This window comes from Paenibacillus sp. JJ1683 (assembly GCF_053006485.1).
This window is the reverse complement of the sequence record NZ_CM129820.1, coordinates 804,002-828,540: the sequence shown is the minus strand read 5'-3', so window position 1 is coordinate 828,540 and position 24,539 is coordinate 804,002. Positions and strand designations below refer to the sequence as shown.

27 protein-coding genes are annotated in these 24,539 nt (G+C 45.3%); 10 read left to right on the top strand and 17 right to left on the bottom strand.

Annotated elements, in window-relative coordinates:
- Positions 1-50 precede the first annotated feature (50 nt).
- The 4 genes from ACUC6J_RS03725 to ACUC6J_RS03710 all read right to left on the bottom strand — a co-directional run bounded on the left by ACUC6J_RS03725 (position 51) and on the right by ACUC6J_RS03710 (position 2,629).
- Positions 51-638 (bottom strand): ECF transporter S component, encoded by a 588-nt coding sequence (locus ACUC6J_RS03725; protein ID WP_016819367.1) that lies wholly within the window; start codon positions 636-638, stop codon positions 51-53.
- A gap of 158 nt (positions 639-796) precedes the next feature.
- Positions 797-1,555, bottom strand: coding sequence for an energy-coupling factor transporter transmembrane component T family protein (locus tag ACUC6J_RS03720; protein WP_017428458.1), 759 nt, complete (start codon positions 1,553-1,555; stop codon positions 797-799).
- Positions 1,539-2,135 carry a GNAT family N-acetyltransferase gene (locus ACUC6J_RS03715; protein ID WP_016819369.1) on the bottom strand — a complete coding sequence of 199 codons (597 nt, stop codon included), beginning with the start codon at positions 2,133-2,135 and terminating at the stop codon, positions 1,539-1,541. Before ACUC6J_RS03715 ends, ACUC6J_RS03720 begins: the two co-directional genes overlap by 17 nt.
- 188 nt (positions 2,136-2,323) lie before the next feature.
- Positions 2,324-2,629 carry a hypothetical protein gene (locus ACUC6J_RS03710; protein ID WP_447249774.1) on the bottom strand — a complete coding sequence of 102 codons (306 nt, stop codon included), beginning with the start codon at positions 2,627-2,629 and terminating at the stop codon, positions 2,324-2,326.
- 349 nt (positions 2,630-2,978) lie between these two features.
- Between ACUC6J_RS03710 and ACUC6J_RS03705 the strand changes: the two genes are divergently transcribed.
- Both ACUC6J_RS03705 and ACUC6J_RS03700 read left to right on the top strand, forming a co-directional pair.
- Entirely contained in the window at positions 2,979-3,458 is a 480-nt protein-coding gene (locus tag ACUC6J_RS03705; RefSeq protein WP_016819371.1) for a GAF domain-containing protein, read from the top strand.
- 90 nt (positions 3,459-3,548) lie between these two features.
- Positions 3,549-4,025, top strand: a complete 477-nt coding sequence (locus ACUC6J_RS03700; protein WP_017425717.1) for a hypothetical protein — start codon at positions 3,549-3,551, stop codon at positions 4,023-4,025.
- A 97-nt stretch (positions 4,026-4,122) separates the two neighbouring features.
- Here ACUC6J_RS03700 and ACUC6J_RS03695 read toward each other — a convergent pair whose 3' ends face one another.
- The 3 genes from ACUC6J_RS03695 to ACUC6J_RS03685 all read right to left on the bottom strand — a co-directional run bounded on the left by ACUC6J_RS03695 (position 4,123) and on the right by ACUC6J_RS03685 (position 6,486).
- On the bottom strand, positions 4,123-4,887 hold the full coding sequence (locus ACUC6J_RS03695) for a MerR family transcriptional regulator (RefSeq protein WP_019686120.1): 765 nt from the start codon (positions 4,885-4,887) through the stop codon (positions 4,123-4,125).
- Positions 4,888-5,127: 240 nt separating this feature from the next.
- The gene (locus ACUC6J_RS03690) at positions 5,128-5,499 is read right to left on the bottom strand and encodes a MerR family transcriptional regulator (protein WP_019686119.1); all 372 of its coding nucleotides are present in this window, start codon (positions 5,497-5,499) and stop codon (positions 5,128-5,130) included.
- 114 nt (positions 5,500-5,613) lie between these two features.
- Positions 5,614-6,486 carry a transcriptional regulator gene (locus ACUC6J_RS03685; RefSeq protein WP_447249773.1) on the bottom strand — a complete coding sequence of 291 codons (873 nt, stop codon included), beginning with the start codon at positions 6,484-6,486 and terminating at the stop codon, positions 5,614-5,616.
- A 249-nt stretch (positions 6,487-6,735) separates the two neighbouring features.
- On the opposite strand from ACUC6J_RS03685, the gene ACUC6J_RS03680 reads away from it, so the two are divergent.
- Entirely contained in the window at positions 6,736-7,200 is a 465-nt protein-coding gene (locus tag ACUC6J_RS03680; RefSeq protein WP_016819375.1) for an AbrB/MazE/SpoVT family DNA-binding domain-containing protein, read from the top strand.
- Positions 7,201-7,701: 501 nt separating this feature from the next.
- On the opposite strand, the gene ACUC6J_RS03675 is transcribed toward ACUC6J_RS03680, so the two are convergent.
- Positions 7,702-8,262: an NAD(P)H-dependent oxidoreductase gene (locus ACUC6J_RS03675; RefSeq protein WP_025363996.1), complete on the bottom strand. Its 561-nt coding sequence runs from the start codon at positions 8,260-8,262 to the stop codon at positions 7,702-7,704.
- A 417-nt stretch (positions 8,263-8,679) separates the two neighbouring features.
- Between ACUC6J_RS03675 and ACUC6J_RS03670 the strand changes: the two genes are divergently transcribed.
- The 4 genes from ACUC6J_RS03670 (at position 8,680) to ACUC6J_RS03655 (ending at position 11,228) form a co-directional block, all read left to right on the top strand.
- Positions 8,680-9,591, top strand: a complete 912-nt coding sequence (locus tag ACUC6J_RS03670) for a helix-turn-helix transcriptional regulator (protein ID WP_250248744.1) — start codon at positions 8,680-8,682, stop codon at positions 9,589-9,591.
- Positions 9,592-9,679: 88 nt separating this feature from the next.
- Positions 9,680-10,030 carry a nuclear transport factor 2 family protein gene (locus tag ACUC6J_RS03665; RefSeq protein ID WP_447249772.1) on the top strand — a complete coding sequence of 117 codons (351 nt, stop codon included), beginning with the start codon at positions 9,680-9,682 and terminating at the stop codon, positions 10,028-10,030.
- Positions 10,031-10,062: 32 nt separating this feature from the next.
- Positions 10,063-10,350 carry a DUF1330 domain-containing protein gene (locus ACUC6J_RS03660; protein ID WP_017425723.1) on the top strand — a complete coding sequence of 96 codons (288 nt, stop codon included), beginning with the start codon at positions 10,063-10,065 and terminating at the stop codon, positions 10,348-10,350.
- Between the two features lie 83 nt (positions 10,351-10,433).
- On the top strand, positions 10,434-11,228 hold the full coding sequence (locus tag ACUC6J_RS03655; RefSeq protein WP_025363995.1) for an SDR family oxidoreductase: 795 nt from the start codon (positions 10,434-10,436) through the stop codon (positions 11,226-11,228).
- A 158-nt stretch (positions 11,229-11,386) separates the two neighbouring features.
- Here ACUC6J_RS03655 and ACUC6J_RS03650 read toward each other — a convergent pair whose 3' ends face one another.
- The 7 genes from ACUC6J_RS03650 to ACUC6J_RS03620 form a co-directional block, all read right to left on the bottom strand.
- Positions 11,387-12,805: an aldehyde dehydrogenase family protein gene (locus ACUC6J_RS03650; RefSeq protein WP_447249771.1), complete on the bottom strand. Its 1,419-nt coding sequence runs from the start codon at positions 12,803-12,805 to the stop codon at positions 11,387-11,389.
- A 42-nt stretch (positions 12,806-12,847) separates the two neighbouring features.
- Entirely contained in the window at positions 12,848-13,276 is a 429-nt protein-coding gene (locus tag ACUC6J_RS03645; RefSeq protein ID WP_447249770.1) for a universal stress protein, read from the bottom strand.
- 27 nt (positions 13,277-13,303) lie between these two features.
- Positions 13,304-14,515 (bottom strand): MFS transporter, encoded by a 1,212-nt coding sequence (locus ACUC6J_RS03640; protein WP_016819379.1) that lies wholly within the window; start codon positions 14,513-14,515, stop codon positions 13,304-13,306.
- A 40-nt stretch (positions 14,516-14,555) separates the two neighbouring features.
- Positions 14,556-15,011 carry a MerR family transcriptional regulator gene (locus ACUC6J_RS03635; RefSeq protein ID WP_016819380.1) on the bottom strand — a complete coding sequence of 152 codons (456 nt, stop codon included), beginning with the start codon at positions 15,009-15,011 and terminating at the stop codon, positions 14,556-14,558.
- 350 nt (positions 15,012-15,361) lie between these two features.
- Positions 15,362-15,463 carry a hypothetical protein gene (locus ACUC6J_RS03630; protein ID WP_014599460.1) on the bottom strand — a complete coding sequence of 34 codons (102 nt, stop codon included), beginning with the start codon at positions 15,461-15,463 and terminating at the stop codon, positions 15,362-15,364.
- 106 nt (positions 15,464-15,569) lie between these two features.
- The gene (locus ACUC6J_RS03625; protein ID WP_017425727.1) at positions 15,570-16,154 is read right to left on the bottom strand and encodes a TetR/AcrR family transcriptional regulator; all 585 of its coding nucleotides are present in this window, start codon (positions 16,152-16,154) and stop codon (positions 15,570-15,572) included.
- Positions 16,155-16,409: 255 nt separating this feature from the next.
- Entirely contained in the window at positions 16,410-17,021 is a 612-nt protein-coding gene (locus tag ACUC6J_RS03620) for a pyridoxamine 5'-phosphate oxidase family protein (protein ID WP_447249769.1), read from the bottom strand.
- Positions 17,022-17,136: 115 nt separating this feature from the next.
- Here ACUC6J_RS03620 and pdxR point away from each other — a divergent pair, with 115 nt between their 5' ends.
- Together pdxR and ACUC6J_RS03610 are read left to right on the top strand one after the other, a co-directional pair.
- Complete coding sequence (gene pdxR / locus ACUC6J_RS03615) at positions 17,137-18,675, top strand: MocR-like pyridoxine biosynthesis transcription factor PdxR (protein ID WP_447249768.1); 1,539 nt, start codon at positions 17,137-17,139, stop codon at positions 18,673-18,675.
- Between the two features lie 122 nt (positions 18,676-18,797).
- Positions 18,798-19,226: a DUF1259 domain-containing protein gene (locus ACUC6J_RS03610; RefSeq protein ID WP_016819386.1), complete on the top strand. Its 429-nt coding sequence runs from the start codon at positions 18,798-18,800 to the stop codon at positions 19,224-19,226.
- A gap of 72 nt (positions 19,227-19,298) precedes the next feature.
- Here ACUC6J_RS03610 and ACUC6J_RS03605 read toward each other — a convergent pair whose 3' ends face one another.
- Positions 19,299-19,937 carry a pentapeptide repeat-containing protein gene (locus ACUC6J_RS03605; protein ID WP_447249767.1) on the bottom strand — a complete coding sequence of 213 codons (639 nt, stop codon included), beginning with the start codon at positions 19,935-19,937 and terminating at the stop codon, positions 19,299-19,301.
- A 219-nt stretch (positions 19,938-20,156) separates the two neighbouring features.
- A complete protein-coding gene (locus tag ACUC6J_RS03600; protein WP_025363989.1) occupies positions 20,157-20,624 on the bottom strand; it encodes an AbfB domain-containing protein in 468 nt (155 codons plus the stop codon).
- A gap of 321 nt (positions 20,625-20,945) precedes the next feature.
- Here ACUC6J_RS03600 and ACUC6J_RS03595 point away from each other — a divergent pair, with 321 nt between their 5' ends.
- Positions 20,946-24,245: a DUF5695 domain-containing protein gene (locus ACUC6J_RS03595; protein ID WP_447249766.1), complete on the top strand. Its 3,300-nt coding sequence runs from the start codon at positions 20,946-20,948 to the stop codon at positions 24,243-24,245.
- The last annotated feature ends 294 nt before the right edge of the window (positions 24,246-24,539 follow it).

The following is a 24,539-nucleotide window of genomic DNA, read 5'->3' as shown; positions in this document are numbered from 1 at the left end:
CGAAATACCCTCAATCCCATTGTTCAAGATATAACCACGTATAGCCTTGGTTATGCCCGTGAAGCGCGTCCCAATTCAAAGCGTTTTAACAGACCCGTACCATTTAAGGCATCGCCCAGTACTTTCGTCAGCAGACCACACAGGACAATGCCGCTTAGGATACGAACGACCAGTGCGATCGTCAGTACCTTCCAGCCCCAATGCATATAGCCAAACATATTGGCTGCCACGATAAACCACAGCGGAACCATGGCTCCGCCCACCAGCATTAGTGAAACTGCATTCCAGCGGCGATACCGCAAAAGAGCAAATACCAGCTCCGCCGCAACCATATAGCAGACAGCTGCCGCAATGATAGATGCAATTCCATAGGCAGAGCCCATAAAAGACTGCACTACCGCGCCAAAGGCATAAGCAATTACCGCCGTACCTGGCTTACGAATAATATAATAGGCCAGCAAACCATATATCATGTACAGCCCGACAATAGCGGAAGTTGCGATCGGCCCTCCCAGACTGTTTAACGTTTTGTTAATCATCGACAAATACACAGTCATGACGCCGTTCAACGTAGCCAGCATGGCCATTAACACGATATCCAGCGTTGTAAACTTGGCAAAAATACGAGATCCCTTCATATGTATTTCTTGACTCCTCTCCATAATCTAGTATACAAGGTCATAGCTCTGGCCCTTGTACAAACTGTTACTGTATAAATGTATTCATCCGCCGTCTTATTGTCAACCTAATTTTATTTTACTAGTTGACAATGAGAGCAAAAAAAGGGGGTGCTTCTTTATAATATCCACCCTAAAACAGCCGTAGCGAATACAGCAATCACTGCACATACGTAGCCTAAACGCCCATTCTCCAGTGTACGAAGATACGTCCGTTCTGCATATGCGCCAAAACCTTTGCCCTCCATAGCCAGTGCTGTCTGCTGAACCCGTCTCACGGCATTCACCAATACAGCAGCCGCATACCCGCTCCACCATGATATCCGATTGCCCCATCCTCGTGGTGGTTCCTGCCCCCGAACACGCCGTGCAGCCATAATGGTTCGCCCCTCTTCTTCCAATAAGGGCAGGAATGTCAGCGCCACTGAAATTCCGAACGCAAATCGATAAGGTACACGCAAGCGCAGATTCAAAGCCTGCACAAAATCTCGGGGATCGGTCGTCGAGAGATAGATATAGGATGCCAAAAACAATACAAAAATCCGCAGCGTTAATGCCCCCGCGATATCCAGTCCCTCCGCTGTAATCACAATGGGTCCCCATGAAGCGACAGTATTCCCTTCTCGAATCGCTAGGATAGACAGTATAAAATACGGAATACCTAAACCAATCAGGAACGACATAGCGCGAAGTTGGCGTGCTAGGGTCAACCGTGCGCAGAAGCCAGCCACAGCGATCAGTACCACCAGGAGTGCCGCTTCCCGTATTGTCGAATCCCATGCCATCGACAGGAGGCTAAAGCATCCCACCCATATAAGCTTACTTAACGGTCCAAGCCTGTGCAGCGGCGACGAACCGCCGTTATACTGAAACAGCATTTCGTTGTGCCTCCAATCTGAGCCATTCTTCATGCAGTAATGAATACATCAGCATATCCTTAAAGCCTGTAGATGTATGCTGTACCTGCCGTAACAGCCCTTCCTGGGTCCAGCCCATCGAGGACAGCAGGGCTTGCGAGCCTGTATTGCGCGGGTCCACCAGCGCTTCGATCCGATTTAATCGAATCGTGTCATATCCGAATGAAAGCACTAAGCGAAGCGCCTCAGTCATATAGCCCTTGCGCCAATAAGGCTGGGCCAACTCATAACCAATCTCGGCTTTATAAGCTCCCTCCGTCTGCCAATAATTAAAGCCGCAGCTTCCAATCAGCCTCCCGTTCTCCTTCAGCTCGATCCCCCAGCGCAGCGCATCTTCCGTCTTCGCCAGCTCATTCAACAGCTCAATCATATCCTCTGCATCCTCTCGTCCTGACATACCGGTAAGGTTCATATAACGGTGAACCTCCGGGTCAGACCAGCAAGCGAACATCGTAGCCGCATCGCGGCTTTCCATCCTTCGCAGCCGAAGACGCGGGCTTTCCAGCAGTGGGATATGCCCCTTACATGCATATGCACACATGTTCCATCATCCTTCCAGCATTTCAATGACAACAAATATACGCTACATTTAAGCATACACCTCCAACAAACACAACCTTATTCATGTGGACAGGCCCTTATAAATCAAATTAGCCCTCCGCTTCCTGATATCAGGAATGAAGAGGGCTACCTTTTATTGTTATAAGATTTTTTGTGTCTCTTATCCTTTTAAGAAGAAGCACGGGCAGTGACATGCGCTGGATTTTTCACAACATCTTCGTACAATACGCCTAGCATCGACTGAATTTCCTGCAATTCTTCGATCCCTGCGCCGGTAAGGCTGAACATATCATCATGTGGTGTCAGAAAGTTTTCCTGTGTCAGGTTTTCCAGTTCCTGCTTGACTTCACGTTCTCCTACACGGTATCCGCGTTCTTCGAGAACTGGTTGTATATCTCTCACGGTCAAATCGTCCTGATGTGCATAAAAAAGCATCTGTATACGGATAAACAAGTTCTGAACATCTGCATGCATAATTGTAACTCCTCCCTGGCCTAAGCCAACATGTTACATTGTTTTTACCCATAGGGGAGAAGCTGGAAACAGATGAGGGCAACCCTTCATTGAATTACTTTCTATATTATATGTCCCGCTAAGACATAATGCTTTGCCGTCAGCGTTGCTTGTAGAGAAAGGAATTGTGGTGCTAGAGAAAGGAGATTATTCCAAGGCAGTAGTGCTATTTTCTACTTGACTGAATATGTACAATCGTTATATCTTAAATTAATTAACCAATGGTAAAAGTGATTTGCACAATTACCTATTTTTGGTGATATATACAACAGTTAATATGAAAATTTAATGTTAGGAGCGTGGACTCTACATGTTTCAAACTATCCCTTACGAAGGAACACGTCAGGAACAATTCGAATCCGTTCTCGGACAACTCCGGGCACTTGTTCACGATGAATCCAATAGGATTGCCAATTTAGCGAACGCTTCAGCTTTACTGGGTCACTTTCTTCCAGATGTGAACTGGAGTGGCTTCTATCTTTATGATGGGACTGAGCTTGTACTAGGACCTTTCCAGGGTTTACCCGCATGTATACGGATTCCACTGGGACGTGGTGTTTGCGGTACCGCAGCAGCTGAACGGCGAACACTTGTCATAGACGATGTACATGCATTTCCAGGACATATCGCCTGTGACGCTGCTTCCAATAGCGAAATCGTTATCCCTCTAATCAAAAACGATGAGCTGATTGGAGTGCTGGACATTGACAGCCCGCTAAAAAGCCGATTTGATCAGGAAGATCGTGTATTCCTAGAGGAATTTACGGCTATTCTGGTATCCAGCCTGTAACCAAAAATTGTGCATATATATAGTCTTCCTTCGCCACAATATATGAGGGTCCTAAAACCTAAACTATCCGGCGAAGGAGATTGATGATCAATGTTCAACAACATGGCTCCACAACAACAACTTCATCAATGTGAACAAATTATGCAGCAATTGGTACAACAAACACAGCAAGGAACTGCTATGTATCAGCAATTGCTGCAACAAGAGCAACAAAACGCATCTAGCCTTGAAAGCCTAGTGCAACGCGAACGTAGCGCAGCTCAAATGATTCAAACCGCAATTCAGCATCACCAGCAAGCGATGCAGCAATACCAGCAAGTCATTCAACTGTGTAGCCAATTGGAAAACTCCATCCGCTCAAGCAGCCAAATGACTCAACCTGGATTTGGCGATAACTATGCTTCTCGCAGTATGCAACCATCCACCTTTAGTGCAGGAAGCCACATGAACCACAGCTTTCCGCAACACATGGGGACGACCGGGCAGCATTTTGCAAGCAGTGGTAGCATGCAGCAGTACGGAAATAGCAGTCAGCAAAGCATGAGAACAGCACCAAGTAGCATGTAAGCTACTTTACACAAAAAAGGGTGAACAGCAGGCCGTCGATGGGGTTGTTGTTCACCCTTTTTCATATTACTTATAGCCCTTTTCATCAGCTGTTGCTCTAGGTTAATTCCCGTTTGGCCAGCTCCTTCATTCCGTCTCGCAAATATTCAGCTAGCCCAGGGCGATAGCCTTCATACATTTTACTGAAGTCCTCATGTTCTACATACAAGTCTCCCAGCCCGCTATAAATTTCTGCTGTAGGGGTATAGAATCGACTTACCCATTGAAGATGACGGCGGATCAGCGCCTGTACTTCTGCACTGTTATGCTTCAATCCCTTATGCATGGCTTCAGCCAGCTCCCGATGAATCTGATCTGCCTCTGCCTGTGAATCCAAATAATCCTCTTTGCTCCAGTTCGTCGTCGCGGTCTTACTCTCCTGGATCTTTTCTTCGACCTGTGAACCATAACGTTCCGTCAGATCACGTTCATACATTTCCTGTTTTTCCGGGTTAAACCCTTGGTACATTTGCTCTGGTTTCATCGTTTGTTCTCCTTTCAAATGAGCCACCGTTTCGTCGATGGTCTGAAGGAGAGTATGCAAGCGGAAGACCTTGGCCTCAATCTTGGCTCGATGCACCTGCAAAACCTCGGCTTTCTGCTCCTTGGTTTGCTTTAGCACATTGCCAATTTCGGATAAAGGCAAATCCAGTTCCCTGTACACCATGATTTGTTGAAGCCTCAACAGTTGTTCCTGCTCGTAATAGCGATATCCATTATTTCCGATATGATGTGGTTTCAGCAATCCAATTTCATCATAATAATGCAAAGTTCGAACGCTGATTCCCGACAGATTAGATACTTCCTTTACTGTATAAGCCATTCCGCTTCACCTCTCTTGCTTTCACAGTCTACAGTCTCACGTGGCGTGAGAGTCAACACCCCCACTTCCCCACCTTGGTAATACACTTTTACCCTGTAAGCACATCGTGAACCGCTAATTGCCAACGATTTTTCATACTTGCGACCTACAGTAGGTATCTTTAGATATCTATGCAAAAAAAAGCCCTACAGCGTATTTCAAATAGGCTGCGGGCTTCTTATATTCAATTGAATTTGGCGACTAAGAGAAGCTTCTTCCCATGACCACATGATCGTAAAAAGCTATCTTTTGAATAATTTTCTCCAAATTGCGCTGCGTTTGGGCCATCTGTTCTTCCACTTTCTTTTTGTGGGCAACCAGGAAGTCTCTTCTCTCTTGGATTGTGGCTTCTCCTTTTACATTTAGCTCAAGATATGCCTTAATTTCTTCAATGGTCATTCCCGTATCTTTCATAGCCATAAGAAACCTGATCCAATCCATTTGTTTCTCGGTATATACCCTTCTCCCACCCTCATCCCGACCAACATCAGGTAGAATGCCCTCTTTTTCATAATAACGAAGGGTAGATGCGGGCAATCCACTCCTGATTTCAACTTCTTTAATGGAGTACATGGTTGATCCCCTCCTCATTCTTTTATTTTCGCTTCAAGCCAGCTGTAACGATAAGTATAAGTTTTCATAGAAAAGAGTGCAAAATTAGCATTTCTCTATTCACCAACTGAACAGCTAGCTCTCTCCCTGTCCTTCCCCTCGCAATTTCCCAATATAACTCCTTACATTCTCCTCTGGATGGCTCACTTCCCATTGATCTAACAGCCGATTGACCTCCTCATCCTGAGAATTCAACTGGTAATAGAATATGGCCGCTCGTAATTGGTGATGCTCTTCGACAGGTTCATCACCAGGCCAGTGGTACTCTTGCTTGCCGTTCTCATCGGTAGTCCCTATCGCTCCGTCCAGTAACGGGGAGCGGCCTTCTAGGCCTTCACCGCGGGCAATGGCTTTGAGAAAATCGGCATGTCTCCTAGCAACATCAGGCGAACAACGGTACAAATTCTCAAAAATATCAAAGGCATCAATCGGATCGTATTCCAAATTCTCAAGGAAATGCCTTTGCAGCAGCGCGGCAACCTTCTTATTGCCCGTCAGTCCCGACAGAAAATAAAATGTAGGCATTTGTGCCTCATAACGAAAATCGTCGACATGGCTGATAATATCGTCCACAATCTGCTCGGTCTGAACACCTTCACGGGCTAACCGAGTTAGTATCCTCACTGCCTTATACTGCGTCCAATCGTACACCCCGAACGCCACCTCATACAGCATGGGAATCGCTTTTTCCCTGTAATTGTAGATAATCTCAAAAATCGCATCCTGTTGAATATGCAGCCAGTCGCCCAACCCTTCGTACTTTCCTGCCAAACTCTCAGGCTTCTGCAACCCAGTTCCAAAAAAATAACGCGGGAATAGAGGCAATGCCTCTTCTCCCAGCATAGCAGCAGCCTTCTTCGCCTCGGCGGTGAATTGCTCGGGCTGATCTACTAATCCGCCGACCTTTATAATGACTGCAGGAATAGCAGTGACCAAATCGATTGCCATATGTAATTCACAGCTCCTTATCGTATATTACTAAAAATTCCTTCGCCAACTAGAATATTCATTCTGAATATATATCGGTAATCCCCTATAATTCCTCAACACGTTTTCCACAATTAAAAAAACATATTTTGGGAATTACTTGTATACTTTTCAACAGTTTACTTAATATATGCGATTGCTTCTCTAAGCCTATTCTTTTTTACTATAATTATTTAGTATTATAAGGATATAAAAAAAGGAGGTTATCATTTGAAAAGTACAGGTATGACACGTCCCCTAGATGCGTTAGGCCGTATCGTCATTCCCAAAGAAATGCGAATTTCTATGGATTTTAATGTGGGTGACCCCGTTGAGATTTTTGCAGATGAGGAAACCGGTATTCTCGCCTTTCGAAAATATACCGGGGTGACGTGTAAAATGTGTGGTTCAGCCGAACAATTGACTTATTTTAGAGATAGTTTTATTTGTAAAGAATGTATTGAAAGTTTAAAGAAGGGGTTAAATTTTAGCCCTGTCCTAAGACCAGCCAAATCGGCTTTAGCCAACGGACAACGGTCGATTAAAGAGTCCAAGCGTCTACGGAGATCGACACAGCAGATGATTGAAAGCCTCAAAGAATTAATGCAAAAGCAACCCAATGCAGCACAGCACGAATATGCCAAAATGCTTGAGGTTTCCCAAGCCCGTATATCCCAGCTCAAAAAAATGCTATAACTACAGCTTGCTATCCTACATAGGTATACACCAGAGATTTCATCATGTACAGCTAATTTTGAACCGTGATACGCAGCATCATAGCTAACCGACAAAAAGTAGGAAACACATTTGCGAAATCCTCGAACTAGGTACAAAGAACTACTAGATGACTTGCAAGCGACAACGCCTTATTAATAAAACTATGCCAATTAATAGTAACGCCTAAATTAAACGAAATGACCTTCTCTACGTAAAGAAGGTCATTTCGTTTATTTATTCATTTTAATGTTGTTTCAACTCATCCAAAATACTTTTACCTGTAAAGATGTGCATTTTTGGGGACAGTGAGTTTCAAAAAATATCTTATAGGAACTTGCCCATTCCAACAAGTACGTTTTCTAATCGTTCGATGGGATCGCCACAACCACACTTCGCAACCACTAATGAAGTAAGTAATTTGGTTAATTACGGTACACAGTCTTATATTGATGTTACTCAAATCAGCCAGGCTCAAGGCCCTTATCCAAGTATGCCTGCAATCTGGCGAAGCCATTCTTTACGTGTATCTTCATCGGATTGGGGTACCGACTCGAAAAATATATGATACATAACGTCAAGTCCGCAATATTCAAATATGCCTTTGTCGGACGTCAAGTGAAGTGCTTGATCCATGCCATTGCTGGCATATTCCGCATGTGATTTCCCTTGTGTGTTGAGGATGATGACTTTCTTCCCCTTAAGCAGCCCCATCTGCACCCCATTTACATATTTGTAAGCAAACCCGTAAGAGAATACGCGGTCAATATACCCTTTCATTATGGCTGGCATCCCCGTCCACCATATCGGATAAATAAAGGTGACCACCTCTGCCCATTGCAAAAACTTCTGTTCCCGCACAATATCTTCTCCGATTCCTCCAATAATCTCGCTACTGCTGACTACAGGTTGAAAGCCGATATCATATAGATCACGAACCACCACATCATGCCCTTTTTGCTTTAGCCCCTTCAATGCTGTGGTCAAAATTGCATGGTTAAAGCTTTCATGTGATGGATGCGCGTAAATAATAAGATGTTTCATTTTCTTCTCCTCCATTTACTAATAAAATGAGTGATTGATCAATTACTTAGCTTCATACATCTTCATCTAACTGAATCTGCATCAATTCATAGTTCCAATAAAGATACGTTCAGTCAACTTGAAGCGTATGCTGCTCATAAATGTCACCTACGTTGATTGTTAATCAATTAGTAATTGATCAATCACTAATTGATTGGTCTCAGTATAGTTTATTCCTTTTTATTTCGCAAGTGCTTTTGGTTCAACTTTATATAAAGAATTGTAAAAAGATCTGATCCAAGGCAGTGTTATTATCGCTGTCCAAAGAAAATAAAGTTCCCCAGTTGATGCCCATTAGAGTGTGATGTAGAGCAATCACTTAATATGACTTTATAATGTCATGTTATAAGATGTATGCTACCGAGTGAGGTGAAGCTTATGCCGTTAAGCAGACATTTTGAAATCGTTTATATGTTACTCCATAAGAAAAAAGTGACTGCTGATGAATTGGCAGCGCATTTTGAGGTTTCCACACGAACGATTTATCGGGACATAGATGCCTTAAGCGCAGCTGGGATTCCCATCTACAGCAGTAGAGGCAAGGGTGGCGGAATATCATTGATGGAGGGTTATGTCTTTAACACCTCTTTACTGTCCGAGCAGGAACAAGATGATATCTTAATGGCCCTTCAGAGTGTGGCTACAGCTACCATTCCACAGGTAGAAGAAGTGCTAAGCAAGTTGAGTAGGCTTTTTAAAAAAGAAATGGGAAACTGGATCGAAGTAGATTTTTCGCCATGGGGAAGCCAAAACAGCCAGAGACAGCTATTCACTCTTATACGCAACGCGATAATCACAAACCGTGTTATAAAGTTCCGCTATTATAACGTCGCCGGGGAACAGAGTTATCGTAGCATCGAACCTGCCAAGCTCTTGTTTAAAGATAAATCCTGGTATGTGGAGGGTTACTGTTTAAATACCGAAAGTTATCGTGTATTTAAGATTAGCCGAATGAAAGAGATTGTAGTTACGGAAATTAGTTATGAGCCAAGAACAGTCGTAGCAGCTACAGATACAAAGGTGAACGACTTGCTTCATACCATTGAAGTAACTCTTCACATTTCTGCTCAAGGAGCTTACCGCGTATACGATGAATTTGCCGAGAAAACAATTACTCAGAGGGAAGACGGCTCTTATACCGTCACGGCACAATTTCCTGTAGGCAATTGGTTGGACAGTTATCTGCTATCCTTTGGTCCCCTCCTTATAGAGGTTAGCCCCGAACAAGTACGTACAAGAATATTGTCTCATTTAGAAACGATGAAAAGAAATTTAAATGATCCTCTATAATATGACATCATGTAGTCATATTATTACTGCTATGATGAGTTTGAAGTTATCGCTCACAACATACTCACCATAGGAGGTTGAAGAATCAATGAATCCACATAGATCCCTGCCACCAGTAGTAGAAACTTACTTTACATCAGCGAACAAATCCCGGCTTGAAGCATTTACTTCTGCTTTCGATAAAGATGCGTTGATCTTGGATAACCATCGCGAAATCAAAGGTATGGAAGCCATAAAATCATGGTGTGAAGCAGAAATATTGGAGCCAAATGTCACCTTCGAGATCGTGGATATGGATGACATTAATAATACCATCGTCGTAATTGCGAAAGTAGACGGAGACTTTGATAAATCGAATCTTCCCGACCCACTCCTACTTAAACATCAATTTCTAGTAAACAACAATAAAATTAAAGAACTGATTATTACACTTCCATAAAGAAATTAAAAAATAAGAAAGGGAAAACGTATATGCCCGCTTATGTTGTTTTTATACGTGAACAGAGTACCGATCAAACTGAACTCCAACTCTATTCTCAATTGGCACCGGCAGGTTTGGCGGGACATTCCGTCAACCCCCTAGCAATGTATGGCGCATACCAGGTACTGGAAGGACCCAATATTGAAGGGCTGGCCATCTTGGAATTCCCCACTTTTGAGGAAGCACAAGCTTGGTACTTTAGTCCAGCCTATCAAAAAGCCCTAAAGCATCGACTGCGGGGAGGGCGTTACCGGGGTATCATTGTCGATAGTGTGTAAGGTTCGCAAAACAAGTGAACTCGGAGTGAGATACCTAGAGGTAGTTCTCAACCACATTGTCAAAATTAGGAGGAATTATTCATATGAGTTTTCAATTAGAAAGCATTTTAAGTGAGTTTAAAGGCAAAAAGGCCTTGGTCACAGGCGGTACCAAAGGAATGGGAGAGGCTATTGCTAAGAGACTTACAGCTGCAGGTGCTACTGTAATTACTACGGCTCGAACTACTCCAGTTAATTTAGAAAATGCGGACCTATTTATTCCAGCCGATATTAGTACGCCTGAAGGTGTAGATAAAGTGGTAACCAGCGTTCTTGAGCGCCTAGGCGGTGTAGATATTCTTGTCAACAATGTTGGAGGCTCGTCAGCTCCATCCGGGGGAGCTCTTGTCTTGACGGACGAGCATTGGCAGCAAACTTTTAACGCCAATCTGTTTGCTGCCGTCCGTTTAGACCGTGGACTGCTGCCGGCTATGGTGGAAAAGGGTTCAGGTGTTATTATTCATATTTCATCTATTCAACGTCGCTTGCCTCTATATGATGCAACATTGGCTTATGCTGCGGCCAAAGCAGCTTTAACTACTTACAGCAAAGGATTATCCAAGCAGTTTTCGCCTCAAGGCATTCGTATTAATACAGTTGCGCCAGGCTTTATCGAAACGAAGGCAGCACAAAGTTTGATTGATCGGATTGCTGAGACTACAGGCGATCGAGAAAGTGCATTAAAGCAACTAATGGACTCGTTGGGAGGAATTCCAATTGGTCGTCCAGGACTACCAGAAGAAGTCGCTGAGCTTGTTGCTTTTCTGGTATCCGACCGGGCCGCTTCTATTACAGGAAGTGAATATAATATTGACGGTGGAACAGTTCCAACGGTCTAAAACTCAAGCTAAATACGCTTTATCCAAATATTTTTCAGTCTAACACTTTATTTTCATCTGACATTCGCGCAAATAATGAGAAAAAAAAGCCCATCTAATGAGCAGATATACGTAAAACGTATTATCCATGTCCATCAGATAGGCTTTTATACAGCTATTTACCGTTTAATAACGATCAGCTTGGTTTCCAACATTTCTTCCATAGCGTACTTTACACCTTCGCGTCCAGTGCCACTTTGCTTCACACCGCCATACGGCATATGGTCAACACGGAAGCTTGGTATGTCATTGATCATCACGCCCCCTACCTCAAGCTTGTCCGCTGCATCCAGCGCGGTCGTGATATTACGTGTGTAAATTCCCGCCTGTAAGCCATAAATTGAATCATTCACATGGCTCACAGCCTCATCTACAGAGCTAACGGAATGAATCAGCACAAGTGGGGCAAACACTTCGCGACAAGACACCTTGGAAGTCGGGTCCACATTGAGCAATACGGTCGGCTCCAGAATCCCACCTTCGGCATGACCACCCAGAGCGATTCTCGCGCCTGCTTGGACTGCTTCCTCCAGCCACACACGAACACGCTCGACATCCTTGGCTGAGATGAGCGCCGATACGTCCGTGTCCGGGTCTAGCGGATCTCCGATTTTTAAACGTTGAGTCGCTTCTATAAATCGGGACACGAACGTATCATACAGCTCACCGACAACGTAAATACGTTGAACCGAGATACATACCTGCCCCTGATTGGCAAAGGCTCCACTCACACAACGGTCGATGATCGCGTCCACATCTGTATCACGGTCAATAATAACAGCCGCGTTGGAACCCAGCTCCAGCGTAACCCGCTTCAAGCCAGCCTTGGAGCGAATTTCTGTACCGACTGCCGGGCTACCGGTGAAGGTGATATAGCTGACACGTGGATCAGTGACAAGTACGTCGCCAATCGTTTTGCCATCGCCGCTGATCACGTTAAGAGCGCCCGCAGGCAACCCGGCCTGCTCCAACAGCTCCGCGATCAAGTAAGCTGACAGTGGTGTCTGCTCCGCAGGCTTCAATACGACCGTATTGCCTGCTGCCAGCGCAGGGCCCACTTTATGAGCGACCAAGTTCATCGGGAAGTTAAATGGTGTAATAGCTCCTACTACCCCGACGGGTTCTTTGAGCGTGTAGGCCATACGGCCCTCGCCGCCTGGTGCTCCATCCAACGGAATGGTCTCTCCGTGAATGCGCTTGGCTTCTTCGGCTGCAAACTTGTAGGTTTGTACCGTCCGATCAACTTCCGCAAGCGCAGCCTTCCATGGCTTGGACGCTTCACGTGCAATGGTACGCGCTGCATCCTCACGCTGCTCTTCCAGCAGGTCAGCCAGCTTCTCCAAAATAGCTGACCGCTGGTGCGCTGGCATGGCCCGCATCTCTGCACGTGCATCAGAAGCCGCCTGAATAGCGGTCTTGGCATCCTCAGCAGTGGCCTCTGCTACCTCGGCAATGACTTCCCCGGAATACGGTGATTTCAGCGTCGTATATGATGAAGCTGCTTTCCATTCACCGCCAATAAATAAGTGCTGCTGCATGCTTTTTTCCTCCTTTGCTCTATATCAATGTCTCATTTAATACTATTTCACTGTCAGCACTGGACAAGGTGCGTGCTGAATCACATGATGGCTCACACTACCCATGATCAGCTCCGAAACAAGTCCCTGTCCCCGTGTTCCCATAATGATCAGATCTACCTTTTCCTGATCTGCAATTTTACAAATGAAACTCGCCGGATCACCATGACCCGCCAGCATACGGTACGAAATGCCCTCGTCCTTCAAATAGTCGGCTGCAGGCTCCAGAATATGGCGACCTTCCTCTTCGATCCGCTCATCCACATCAATCCCAACCGGGGGCTCATTCATGGATAAAGTCGGATTTACATGCAATACGGTCAGATGCAGGTTTCCCTGAAGCTGCTTGGATAACGTTTTGGCTGTCTCCAATGCCTTCATAGCGTGTTCCGAACCATCTATCGCGACCAGAATCTGTTTGAATTCGCTCATACTCTTTTCCTCCCCAGAAGTTCAATGTTAGTGTGCATCTACCTGAATATCCTGCATATGTCGGCGACGTACGATCAGCACAGCTACGCCAATCAGTACCATCAATGCTCCAAAATAAAACGGAGTTTCTGCTGCATACCACTCTGACAGCTTCCCTGCAAGCCATGGTGAGATGGCCCCGCCCAAAAAACGCATAAAGCTGTAAGCCGCAGATGCTGTGGAGCGCTCCACTGGAGCAGCCTGCATAACAGCGGTTGTAATCAATGTATTGTTAATCCCCAGAAAAATACCAGCCACAATGACCGCGACAATGACAGTCGTTGGCGAACCAGCTAAAGTCCCAATCGCCATAACACCTAAATCAATGGCAAACAACGTCAGCATGATACTAATGGAAGATACCACGCTCAAGCGTGCTTGAATCTTTGGAGCTACAAACACCGAGGTAAAGGCCAGCATAATTCCCCAACCAAAAAACACATAACCCAAACCATGCTCGTCTAAATGCATGACATATGGAGAATACGCCATCAACGTAAAGAATCCAAAGTTATATAACAATGCTACAATGCCGAGCGTGAACAAGGCAGGATAACTTAACGCTTTGAATGGGTCCGCAATGGAACCGCGTTTTTTCGGCTTTGGAATCGAAGGCAGCATAAACGTAATGAACAAAAAGCCAATAACCATCAATCCAGCTACACCGAAAAATGGACCGCGCCAGGAAATGGAACCTAACTCACCGCCTAGCAACGGGCCGACTGAAATCCCAAGCCCCAAGGCCGCTTCATACAAAATAATCGCTTTAGCTGTTCCAGAAGTGGACAGACCTACAATCGCAGACAACGCTGTTGCGATAAACAAAGCGTTTCCCAGGCCCCAGCCTGCCCGGTAGCCCACAATTCCGCCAACTGTACTAGCCGTGCCGCCCAGTCCGGCAAACACAATAATAAATAATATGCCGGTTAATAACGTCCATTTGACACCCAATCGACTAGATACAACGCCCGTAATCAGCATCGCAACGCCCGTCACCAGATTATAGCTGGTGAACAGCAGTGACACTTGGCTTTTCGTAGCATGAAGCTGATCGGCAATGGCCGGCAGGATCGGATCGACCAATCCCAGACCCATAAATGAAATAACACAGGCAAAGGCGACCGCCCATACCGCTTTAGGTTGAGACAGCAAGCCTGAGCGTTCTTTTAACTCTTCAGGTAATGCATGTTGTGAACTCATAATAGGATGTTACCTCCACATCTGAATGTAAATGTTCTTGTTATGATGGGTCGTGCTCAAGTTCCTCATCCAGAAGAACCTTACGTTCACGCACCCTAACCCGCAGCTCCTCCAGCTCTGTCTGGAGCATACGGATACTGTTGATCTTTCCCTCCATTAAGTCCAACTGTTCGTTCAGCGTACGTTCCATATCCTCCAACATGGTCCGTCGCTCGATTGGCTGCAAATGCTCTGTGCGCTCGCGATATTCCTCCCGCTGCCCTTTGAGCATTTCTGCTGCGGACATGTACCGCTGAAGTTCTTGCAAAGAAAAGCCAAGCACTTCCTTGGCACTCACTATTTTTTTTAGTAAATCCACATCCTCCTGCGTATACAGCCGCATATTTCCTTCACTGCGCTGCGGGGAGGGCAATAAGCCGATTTCCTCATAATAACGAATAGTTCTCTTGGTCAAACCGCTTTGCTTCGCGACCTCATCAATTTTATACGTAACCATGACACCCACCTTATGAAAAAGATTATATATAAATACTACGCCTATATAACGTTAACGTCAACGTAAACTTTTAAACACAAAGAAACCGCCTCTGTTAGAGACGGTTCCTATTTGGGATTGCATAGTCATAGACCCGAAGCATCGGCGCTCAAGCCCATGAATATCACTTTAGATGAAGAAAGTACGTGTGATGATAACCAGCAAAATAAAGAGTACCAAAATGACACCAGTGGAAGTCCACATGCCGTAGCCGCCACCGCCACAGCTTCTATCTACTTCACCCATCTCAAATTCCTCCTCCCTCTGTCGATTACAACAAATCGTTCGAAATCAAATTCTTCAACTGAGAATTAGATAACGAATGCTTTGGAAATAATAACGAGCAGAATGAAAAGTACCAGAATCGCTCCTGTAGATGTAAAAGCTCCATAACCAGCGCCTACTCCAGACATGGTGATTCCTCCCTTCATGGTTTACAAAAGCATCTTATGCTTATGCCACCGTCCATGATAGGGACAAATGCCGCGCCTGCTGCCCAATTATGGGTTTGGGGTCCAGTTATTCTTCGGATGCGAGCATTCCGTGATACAGGAGATTTCTTGCCTGCTTGGCAAGTACAGACGGGCTTTCACGTCCAGGCAGCAATTTCGTTAACGTCAGCCGTTCTATCAAACCGATCACACATTCTGCTGTCAGTTCAGGGTCAAGTTCCTCACGGCAGGAACCCCATCGTTGTGCCGCCAGCAGATGCTTCTTGATGTGCTCCGCCATTTCCGCCTTGATGTGTACCGAGTCTGCCGCCTGGTAAAAACCGACACGAGTGATCGCCGGATTATTAGACAACATGCGAAAAATAGCTTCCAGAAAAGCTTGTCCCCGTCTCAAAACTTCAGCTTCGCTTAGGTCCGGGCCAATCTTCATACTTTGTACCGTCTCATTCACCAAAGTACGGAAGCTCTCCACAAGCTCCTCATACATTTGTTCTTTGCTTTCAAAATGAATATAAAAATCCGGCTGCGTCAATCCTGCACGTGCCGCAATCGAACTTACCTTAGTTTGGTAAAACCCCGTCTGAGCGAACTCTTCAGCCCCCGCTTCCAGTAACAACCGCCGACTTTCCCGACTTCTGACTCCTGCTCTCATCACGGTTTTGCCCCCTTACACCACAAATCTATCGTATTATAAAGTTCCTTTGCAGTAAGAACAACGGGCTTGAGGATGATATATACCTTTCCTTCAAAAGTCCTAATATAGAAGGACTGAATGTTACGGAAAATCAAGGGTATCCCCCTTCAAGGTATAATTAACCAATTAGATGGATGAGCGAGCAGGAATTATTACGCCGAATTTTAATATTTATACTTGAGAATTTTGTGAAATCCTGACTTTCGATATATATCAGTGATGAGGACCATATTTGCGCATCATTTCAATCGTTATCAGATCATCATCCAGCCCCCGTTGTTGCAAGCCGTCGATAATTTGCTGACGCTCCTGATCTTTAACATTTTGTCCGAATTTAAACTTGGCGGTCCATTCCTCGGGTACAATTTTGATCAGAGCGACCCCTTTCAAACGTGAGGCATACCGAGAATCGCTGGCATCAATCGTGTCATATCCGCCTTCCGGTTGCAGCTTACTCATAAAAATGGAAAATGCTGATGCTTTTTCTTCCAAATCCACTACAGGCTCCGCATGACCACGCACGGTAATACTTTTAAAAAATGAGGTCGCAGGACATGCCATATGTTCATCCGTGAAATAAGATGGAATGAGCGCATATTCTTTGGCAGCTGAAAAAGTAACCCGATTATCCTCTTTCATCCGTTCCATCTTTTCTCCAGCACGGCTACCATGAATATAAAAAACGCCATTTCCATAAGCGAAATTCAAGGGAACCACACGCGGAAAACCATCCTCGCTGTTCATGCCTAAAAATCCGAAACTGACCTCGCTTAGAAACTGCTCTATTTCCTCTAGTTCTTCTACCGTAAATTCCTTTCTTCTCATAGGGGACTCTCCTTCCATCTATTGACCAATGATACATTTCAGATTATGTTGAAAATGGATTATTAAAAAGATCCAATATGAACGGAAATGACTGGTCCAATATAAGGAGAAAAGTATGGACATTACGATTGCTTATCAGCGTGCAATTCAAAAATATCATTTGAAATACTTGGCATTGTATCACGCTCTTCGAGAGGGGATTCTCACTGGCTCCCTTGCCAGCGGTACGCGCCTGCCTTCCAGTCGTGATCTGGCTGTGATGTATGGCATTTCGCGCGGAAGTGTTAAAGAAGCATACGATATGCTGTTGGCAGAAGGATATGTGAATTCGGTAGTAGGCAGAGGAACCTTTGTTATGGAACAGACTGCAATGCTGCCAGACGAATCTCTAATCGATCAGCAGAACCAACCCCCGCCTATTGCAAAACAAAAAGCCCCTGCTCTGTCAGCATGGGGACAACGAATAATGCAGCTCGAAAGAGAACGGGCCTTATACTCGGCTCCTGTGTCTGCTACGGATAGAGACGGTGCACAGCAGCCTTTGATTTCTTTTCAAGCAGAAGAAGATGTATTGGAGGGCAGCTCACAGATCGCATGGAAAAGTGCATTGGCTGCCGCTGGCAAGGACCTGCAAAAGCCTTCGGATGACTCGACGCCTGCACCAGTGAACGGTGATAAAGGACTGCGTGAAGCGATTTGCCATCATGTTGGCAGAACACGCGGAATTACGGCTACCCCGGATCAAGTCGTATTATGCAGTGGTTCCATGGAAGTGATCACGTTATTAAGTCAGCTGCTTATTCATGAACAAGATAACATTGTACTGGAGAATCCCTGTTATTCCGGCATCTACCGTGCAGTTACTGCCTCAGGCGGACAGATATACGCTGCTGAGCTGGATCAGCATGGAATTATTCCACAGGATTGGGATGCCAAGCTCCTGTTTGTTACGCCTGGACGACAGTTTCCAACCGGTGCTGTATTGCCATTAACGCGCCGTCAACATATTCTGCAATGGGCAGCGTCCAAGGGGGCGTGGATCATTGAGGATGATTATGACAGTGAATTCCGCTGGGCAGGACGCCCCATTGAACCATTAAAAGCACTGGATCGCGCGGAATGTGTCATCTATGTCGGTTCCTTTTCCAAAAGCATGTTCAGCAGCCTTCGACTCGGGTTTGCCATCCTGCCTGTGGCATTAGCTCAAGCGCTGACTGCTGCCAAACGACTATACGATCCCCTGCCGCCTGCCCGCTTGGAACAGCGTGCACTGGCACGTTTTATGATGCGCGGAGACTACATTCGTCATTTGCGGCGGATGACTCGAATATACAGATCACGCTACGACGTATTCCAGCATGAAATACAGCCGTTGAGTGAGCTGTTTCACTGGCAGCAGAACGATTGCGGTCTACACGCCTATGCCATCTGGAAGCATGGACCTGCCCCGTATCATCATTTGATGCAAACAGCACGATTTTATGGAGTCACATGGCGTGATGCTGCTGATTACCAACTGACACCGGGGCCTCCTTCAGCCTGCTTTAACTTTGCTCACTTAACGGAGCAGCAGATTATCGAAGGTGTTAAGCGTCTGCGCCAGGCCTGGGACCGTATTAAACATGAGTATCACGGAGCAAAGCTGAGGCTTTAAAAGGGTGCTCCATTCGCACTTTATATATAGCAAATTAGACTAACGATAAAGAAGACTTGCCCTTTCCATTCCCTTACTTTTTCATATGATGCTAGTAACTTAAAAGAATTGGAGTGAGAGAAATGGCAGTTAGTCCACTTTGTAAACGATTTGCTGATATATTAAAAGCAACACCTCAAATCATTAACGGAGTTTGTACTGCATCTACAGTCAGAAATAACATCAAGCCGATCATTTTGGGGAAAAGAGCCAGATCCTTTCTTGCCATCCCCCAAGCTTTTTCTTTCGAAAGCATTGGCCGTAACGGAAAAGGTTTATGTCTTGGCGAAACTGTGATTCTGACCGCAGAAATTAATCCGTTTATTTCTCGACTTCGTAACCATGATATCAAAGTGACGGCACTCCACAATCACTGGCTATTTGATAACCCTAACCTTTGGTACATCCACTTTGAAAAAGTAGAAAAGCCGCTTGTTTTCGCCACAGAAGTACGTGACGCGCTTAATGTCTTGACAACGAAGCCTGTACGTCCGGTGATTAAAAAGAAATAAGCTATCAATAAATGCAAGAGATCCGCTTAGGCGGATCTTTTCTTTGTTATGGCTACCTTTGCCCTGAACCCCTTATTTAATCACTAGCCCCAAAAGGCCAACAAAGGATGAAGCCTGATGCGGTGAGATGATGCAACCATTCAAGTCTTCTATCTCCACTTGTAATCCGTCAAATTCGCAATCACTGAGATCAATTCCCTTGAGCTTGGCCCCCGACAGGATGGCTTGATCCAGATTGCAACGGGCAAAAGAGGTTTTTTGTAGTGTTACATGATAAAGATCTGCACTTATCAAAGAACAATCCTCAAAACCAACTTGCTTGAAATTAGCAAAACGGAACATCGAATAATCCCCTAGGCAATCCAGAAAACGAACGTTTTGGAGCCTACTTCTCGAAAAATCCGTTCCGAGCAATTTACAATTTCTGAACTCTACCCGATGGATAAAGGAGCCGGAAAAATTAATATTAGACAGATCGCATTTATCAAAAATGATGTCTGTCCATTCACTTTCCGGCAATGATGATTCCATGATGGTGACACTTTTGAAGACCATCTTCTCTAATGAAACCTTAACTGCTTCCATATTGTCTAAAATAATATCCTCTACAGACCCTGTACTAAGTTCGTCTTTGGATCGTATGGAGCGTATTTCTTCATTTAATACGGGTAAGTCCGCAGGAATCTTCGGTGACTCCATTTTATTTTTCATTATAGCTCTACCTCCACTATGAATATATTTCGATAAGTCCTATGCACGATGTCTATTTTCTTAACTGGTCTGACACTGTTTCAATAATACTTAAATATTAAAAAAGAGACCAACAGTTTAGCTGTTAGCCTCTCTATATTCTTCTAGTGGTCTTTTCACCGAAAATCAACACTTTTTTTCTTTAGCGTCTTTTGATTCCTAGTAATATCAGCTAATATATTACCGCCACATAATTGCTGGTTTCGCCGTTATCCGAAACGTGGAATCCTTAAGGGCTAATTGGTCATTTTGAGGGATAAAATCGACATAAAGGTGAAAATTCCGATGACGAATGTAGTGCCTAGGAGGAAGATTGATTGCACGAAAAGATATAAACTCCCAACCGTATGGATATGCAAGTCCCTGTTCTACGATAAAAGTTGAGTCTGCCTGCATTAGTGGGTCTGCCGGATTGTCCGGGTGAAGCTTAATTTGAAAACCTTGATGCCGTAAGAAGTAATTTGGGAAATTGTAGGAACGAAGTCTTGCTAAGTTTCGGCTTTCATCAATCCACTCCAAATTAAACGTAGCATCCATTTTATCTGAATCGCTGCTATTCATACGGAGTAGGTCGAGTTCCCCGAGAAAGTTTCGGTGACGGATAAACCTATCCGGATAGTTAAAGGATCCAAAAGTGCTCCAAGCCATAATATCCCCTCCTAGTTTCAAAAGTTCCTAAATATGTATATGCGTATGTATATGCTTAAGATAATTGTCCATACAGATTTAGAGGAGTACAAGCAATGAAAGATAATACCTCTATATTATCTTTTCTTAGTTCAGCCATTATTTCTTATTTAACGATTCCAGCCAAATTCATTACTTCACGTCCTTTGATTATTCTGCTTCCTAGGATATCTATATGAATCTATTTTCTATTAATTCTCACGCATAGGGTAGCAAAAGTATTTTTGACACATATATTAACATGTGAGCACACTCACGAACCTTTGTTAGGAGGTTGATAGCATGGCAGTACAGCTATCTAATCAAATATTCTCCATCTCAATCGGGGATTATGGGGATATCTCTTCCTTACGTCTGACAGGAGACACCTTCAATACGAATTATGTCATGAACGGCTCTAACGCACCTAAACAAAATACGTCAGATCATCAGTGGCTGGGTGAACTCATGTTCACCTATCGTCTCGGTAACGGTGCGTGGACTCGGGCATGGACAAGCAATTCTGCTGATGTGCGCCAGATCATCTCTTCTGGTAACAGCGTACAGGTATCCTATCAAAATTCCTCCAACCATCAGGGAATACGCAACTTCACTTTACAAGAAACCTATTCGTTGGTTAACGACTATTTACATTGGCAAATGAAAGTAACGAATACTTCTAATCAAGCACTGGAAATCGGAGATTGGGGGCTGCCGCTTCCTTTTAACGAATACTGGTCCGGTGGCAATAATGAACAAATCTATGAAACCAGGGTACTCTCTCACTCCTTTGTAGGTCATCACAGTTCCTTTATTACAGCTGGACGACCTAGCGGCATCGGACCGTATATCCTGCTGCTACCTGATGCCGCAACGGGTGCTGGTCTCGAATATCAGGACCACTGGAGAGTCGAGGAGCATCCTGGCAGTACATGGGCTATGGAGCAAGGCGGCTGGTCTGAGGGACTGAATGTGTTCTATATCCACTCCAATGTCATCAAAAGCACCAACCGTGGTTATCTCGGAAGCACCAGTCTGTCGCTGGCCCCTGGTGAAAGCAAAACGTATGCCTTTAAATTCTACAAGGTAACGGACGAGCAGGCTGTAAAGGACAGGCTATACAGCGAGGGGCATGTAGATGTGACCGTGGTTCCGGGTATGATTGTCCCGACCAATCTCAAAGCTAAATTCGATCTGCATACCCGTAAATCCATTACCTCTGTCACAGCGCAGTATCCCTCCGAAACGACCATCAGCTATTTGGAAAATACCCCTACAAACCACAAAATATATGAGCTTACACTGGGACGATTGGGTCACAACAATATTACAGTAAATTACGGTAACGGCGAAAAAACCGTTCTCCAGTTCTATGCCATTGAGCCGGTTGACACTGCACTTCAGCGTCACTCCACCTTCATGGTTAACAGCACCCAATGGAACGTACCGGGAGACCTGCGGGACAAGGTGTTTGACGACTGGATGATGCAATATAAGGCCAAACGCAACAGCTTTGCTGGCTACTGGGGCTGGGGTGATGATTGGGGATTAACTCACGGCCAGTTTCTAGCGGAGAAAAATGTCCAGAAGCCCGTGGCGTCTGAGATCAAGGCTGTCGATGATTATCTGGAGGTGGCTATCTGGACGAATCTGATGGAAGGCCATCATACCGATTATTTGGTCCCTGATTTCCTGATGCCACAACCTAATACGACACCAACATACCGGGGCTATGCCTATCCGCACATTTATAATACGTTTTTCAGCATGTATAAACTTGCCAAGCTGTATCCCAACCTGGTCAGCTATCGCAATAGCAAAAACACATATTTGCTACGTGCTTATCGTATTTTTAAAGCGTTGTATGAAGGTCCTGTTGCTTATAACTGGAACACAGGGCTTATGGGTGAACTGACCACACCTGATATGATTAAGGCGCTTCAGGAAGAAGGATTGACTACTGAGGCTAACGACATGATTGCCAAAATGGCTACCAAGTACAACAATTTCAAAAACACCACCTATCCCTATGGCTCTGAGTACAACTATGACAATACAGGCGAAGAGGCGGTATATACACTTGCCAAAATGAACGGCAATACGACAATGATGAGCAAAATCAATGCCAAAACACGCGCCGCACGCGGACATATGCCTGTCTGGTACTATTACGCCGATCCGGTCACAATCACCGGAGAGAATTGGTGGAACTTCCAGTACACCACTTCGCTGGCGGGCTATGCGATGGATGACTGGACACGTCGTTATTCGTCCAAGCCAGAAGTGGACCAGCGCCTATCCTATGCCGCCAAACTGGCGAACATCGGGGCGATTAATTCGGGACAGATCAGCCCGGACCCTGCCAATATCGGGGCAGTATCGTGGACATATCAGGCAGGTAAGGGCAATTACGGCGCCCTTGGTCTGGACGGCGGCCCTCTCTTTAACGGATGGCGCGGCATGTCCGGGGAAGCCGATCTGGGGCTGTTTGGAGCCATTAAAATCCTAAGTTCGGATGTTGCTGTCGATCCCATATTCGGATTGTTCGGTTATGGCTGTGACGTTACAGAAAGCAATAACAGCTATACGGTTACTCCAAAAGACGGCGTATTCCAACGTCTGCATCTGATTACCCAGAAGCTGAGTCTGGAGTTGAACCGGGACCAATATACCTTGGCCGTCGTGTCCAAATCCAAGAACAACATCCGTCTGATGTTGAAAAATACGACACCAGGCACAGCTCATACTACTACTGTGACAATAACGGGACTCGCGACAGGTACGTATGACGTACTGGTAGACGGCACAAAAACCGGCTCAGTCACTGCTGTTAACAGTGCTACGACTACAACCAGCCTGAATATCGGTACGGCAGCCAACTACGATATCCGCATTCAGTCCAGTACAGGCATTCCAGCTCCCGCTGGGGACATTATAGCCCATTATGAATTTAACGAAACGGCCGGATCAACCGCAGCCGATTCGTCAGGTTATGGGCAGCAGGCCAGTGTAATTGGCGGCTCGTGGAGTGCGGGGCGGAATGGCAATGCCCTGCGCCTTAACGGTATTGGCGCCTATGCCAGCCTGCCCGGCGGAATAGTTAGCAGTTTAAATGACTTTACGATTGCAGCATGGGTACGAGTGAACACGCATAATGGCTGGGCTCGTCTGTTTGATTTTGGAGCAAGAACAGATCGGTATATGTTTTTGACCCCGAAGGCCGAAGGGACAGGTATGCGTTTTGCCATCACTGTCTTGGGGAACGGAGAGGAACAGCAGCTGAACGCCCCGGAACTGGCGACAGGGGTGTGGAAGCATATCGCAGTAACTCTGTCAGGCACTACGGGAATTATGTATGTGGACGGTATAGAGGCGACACGTAACACGGGTATGACGCTGAGACCTTCCAGCCTTGGACTGACAGATTGGAACTACATTGGGAAATCCCAGTTTGATGATCCTTATCTTAACGGTGCAGTAGATGAGCTGATCATTTACAACAGAGCTCTGACTGCTCAGGAAATCAGGGGCTTGGCCTCGGCAAGCAGCACCATTACAGCCCATGATTTGAGAGTCCAAGCATATGCTGAAGGGGCCGATTAGAATGTAATTATAAATTTAATTTAATGCATTCCTTTCATGCCATTAACGTTTTAGATTGTGAATGATTTGTATTATGAATGATTCGTACCGTGAATCATTGGCGTCGTAAATGATTGGTATCGTGAATTATTTTTGTGGGTGCTTCCCATCGCCTCCGCCCCGGATTTCTTATCTCAATTCTGCAATCAGGGGAGAAATCCGGGGAGATGATGCTTCCGAAGCGAGCCTTCCTATGGAAAGCTGGTAAATCGACCACTTTACCGAGGGGTCTAGCCGTAGCTCTTCCATCTGCAG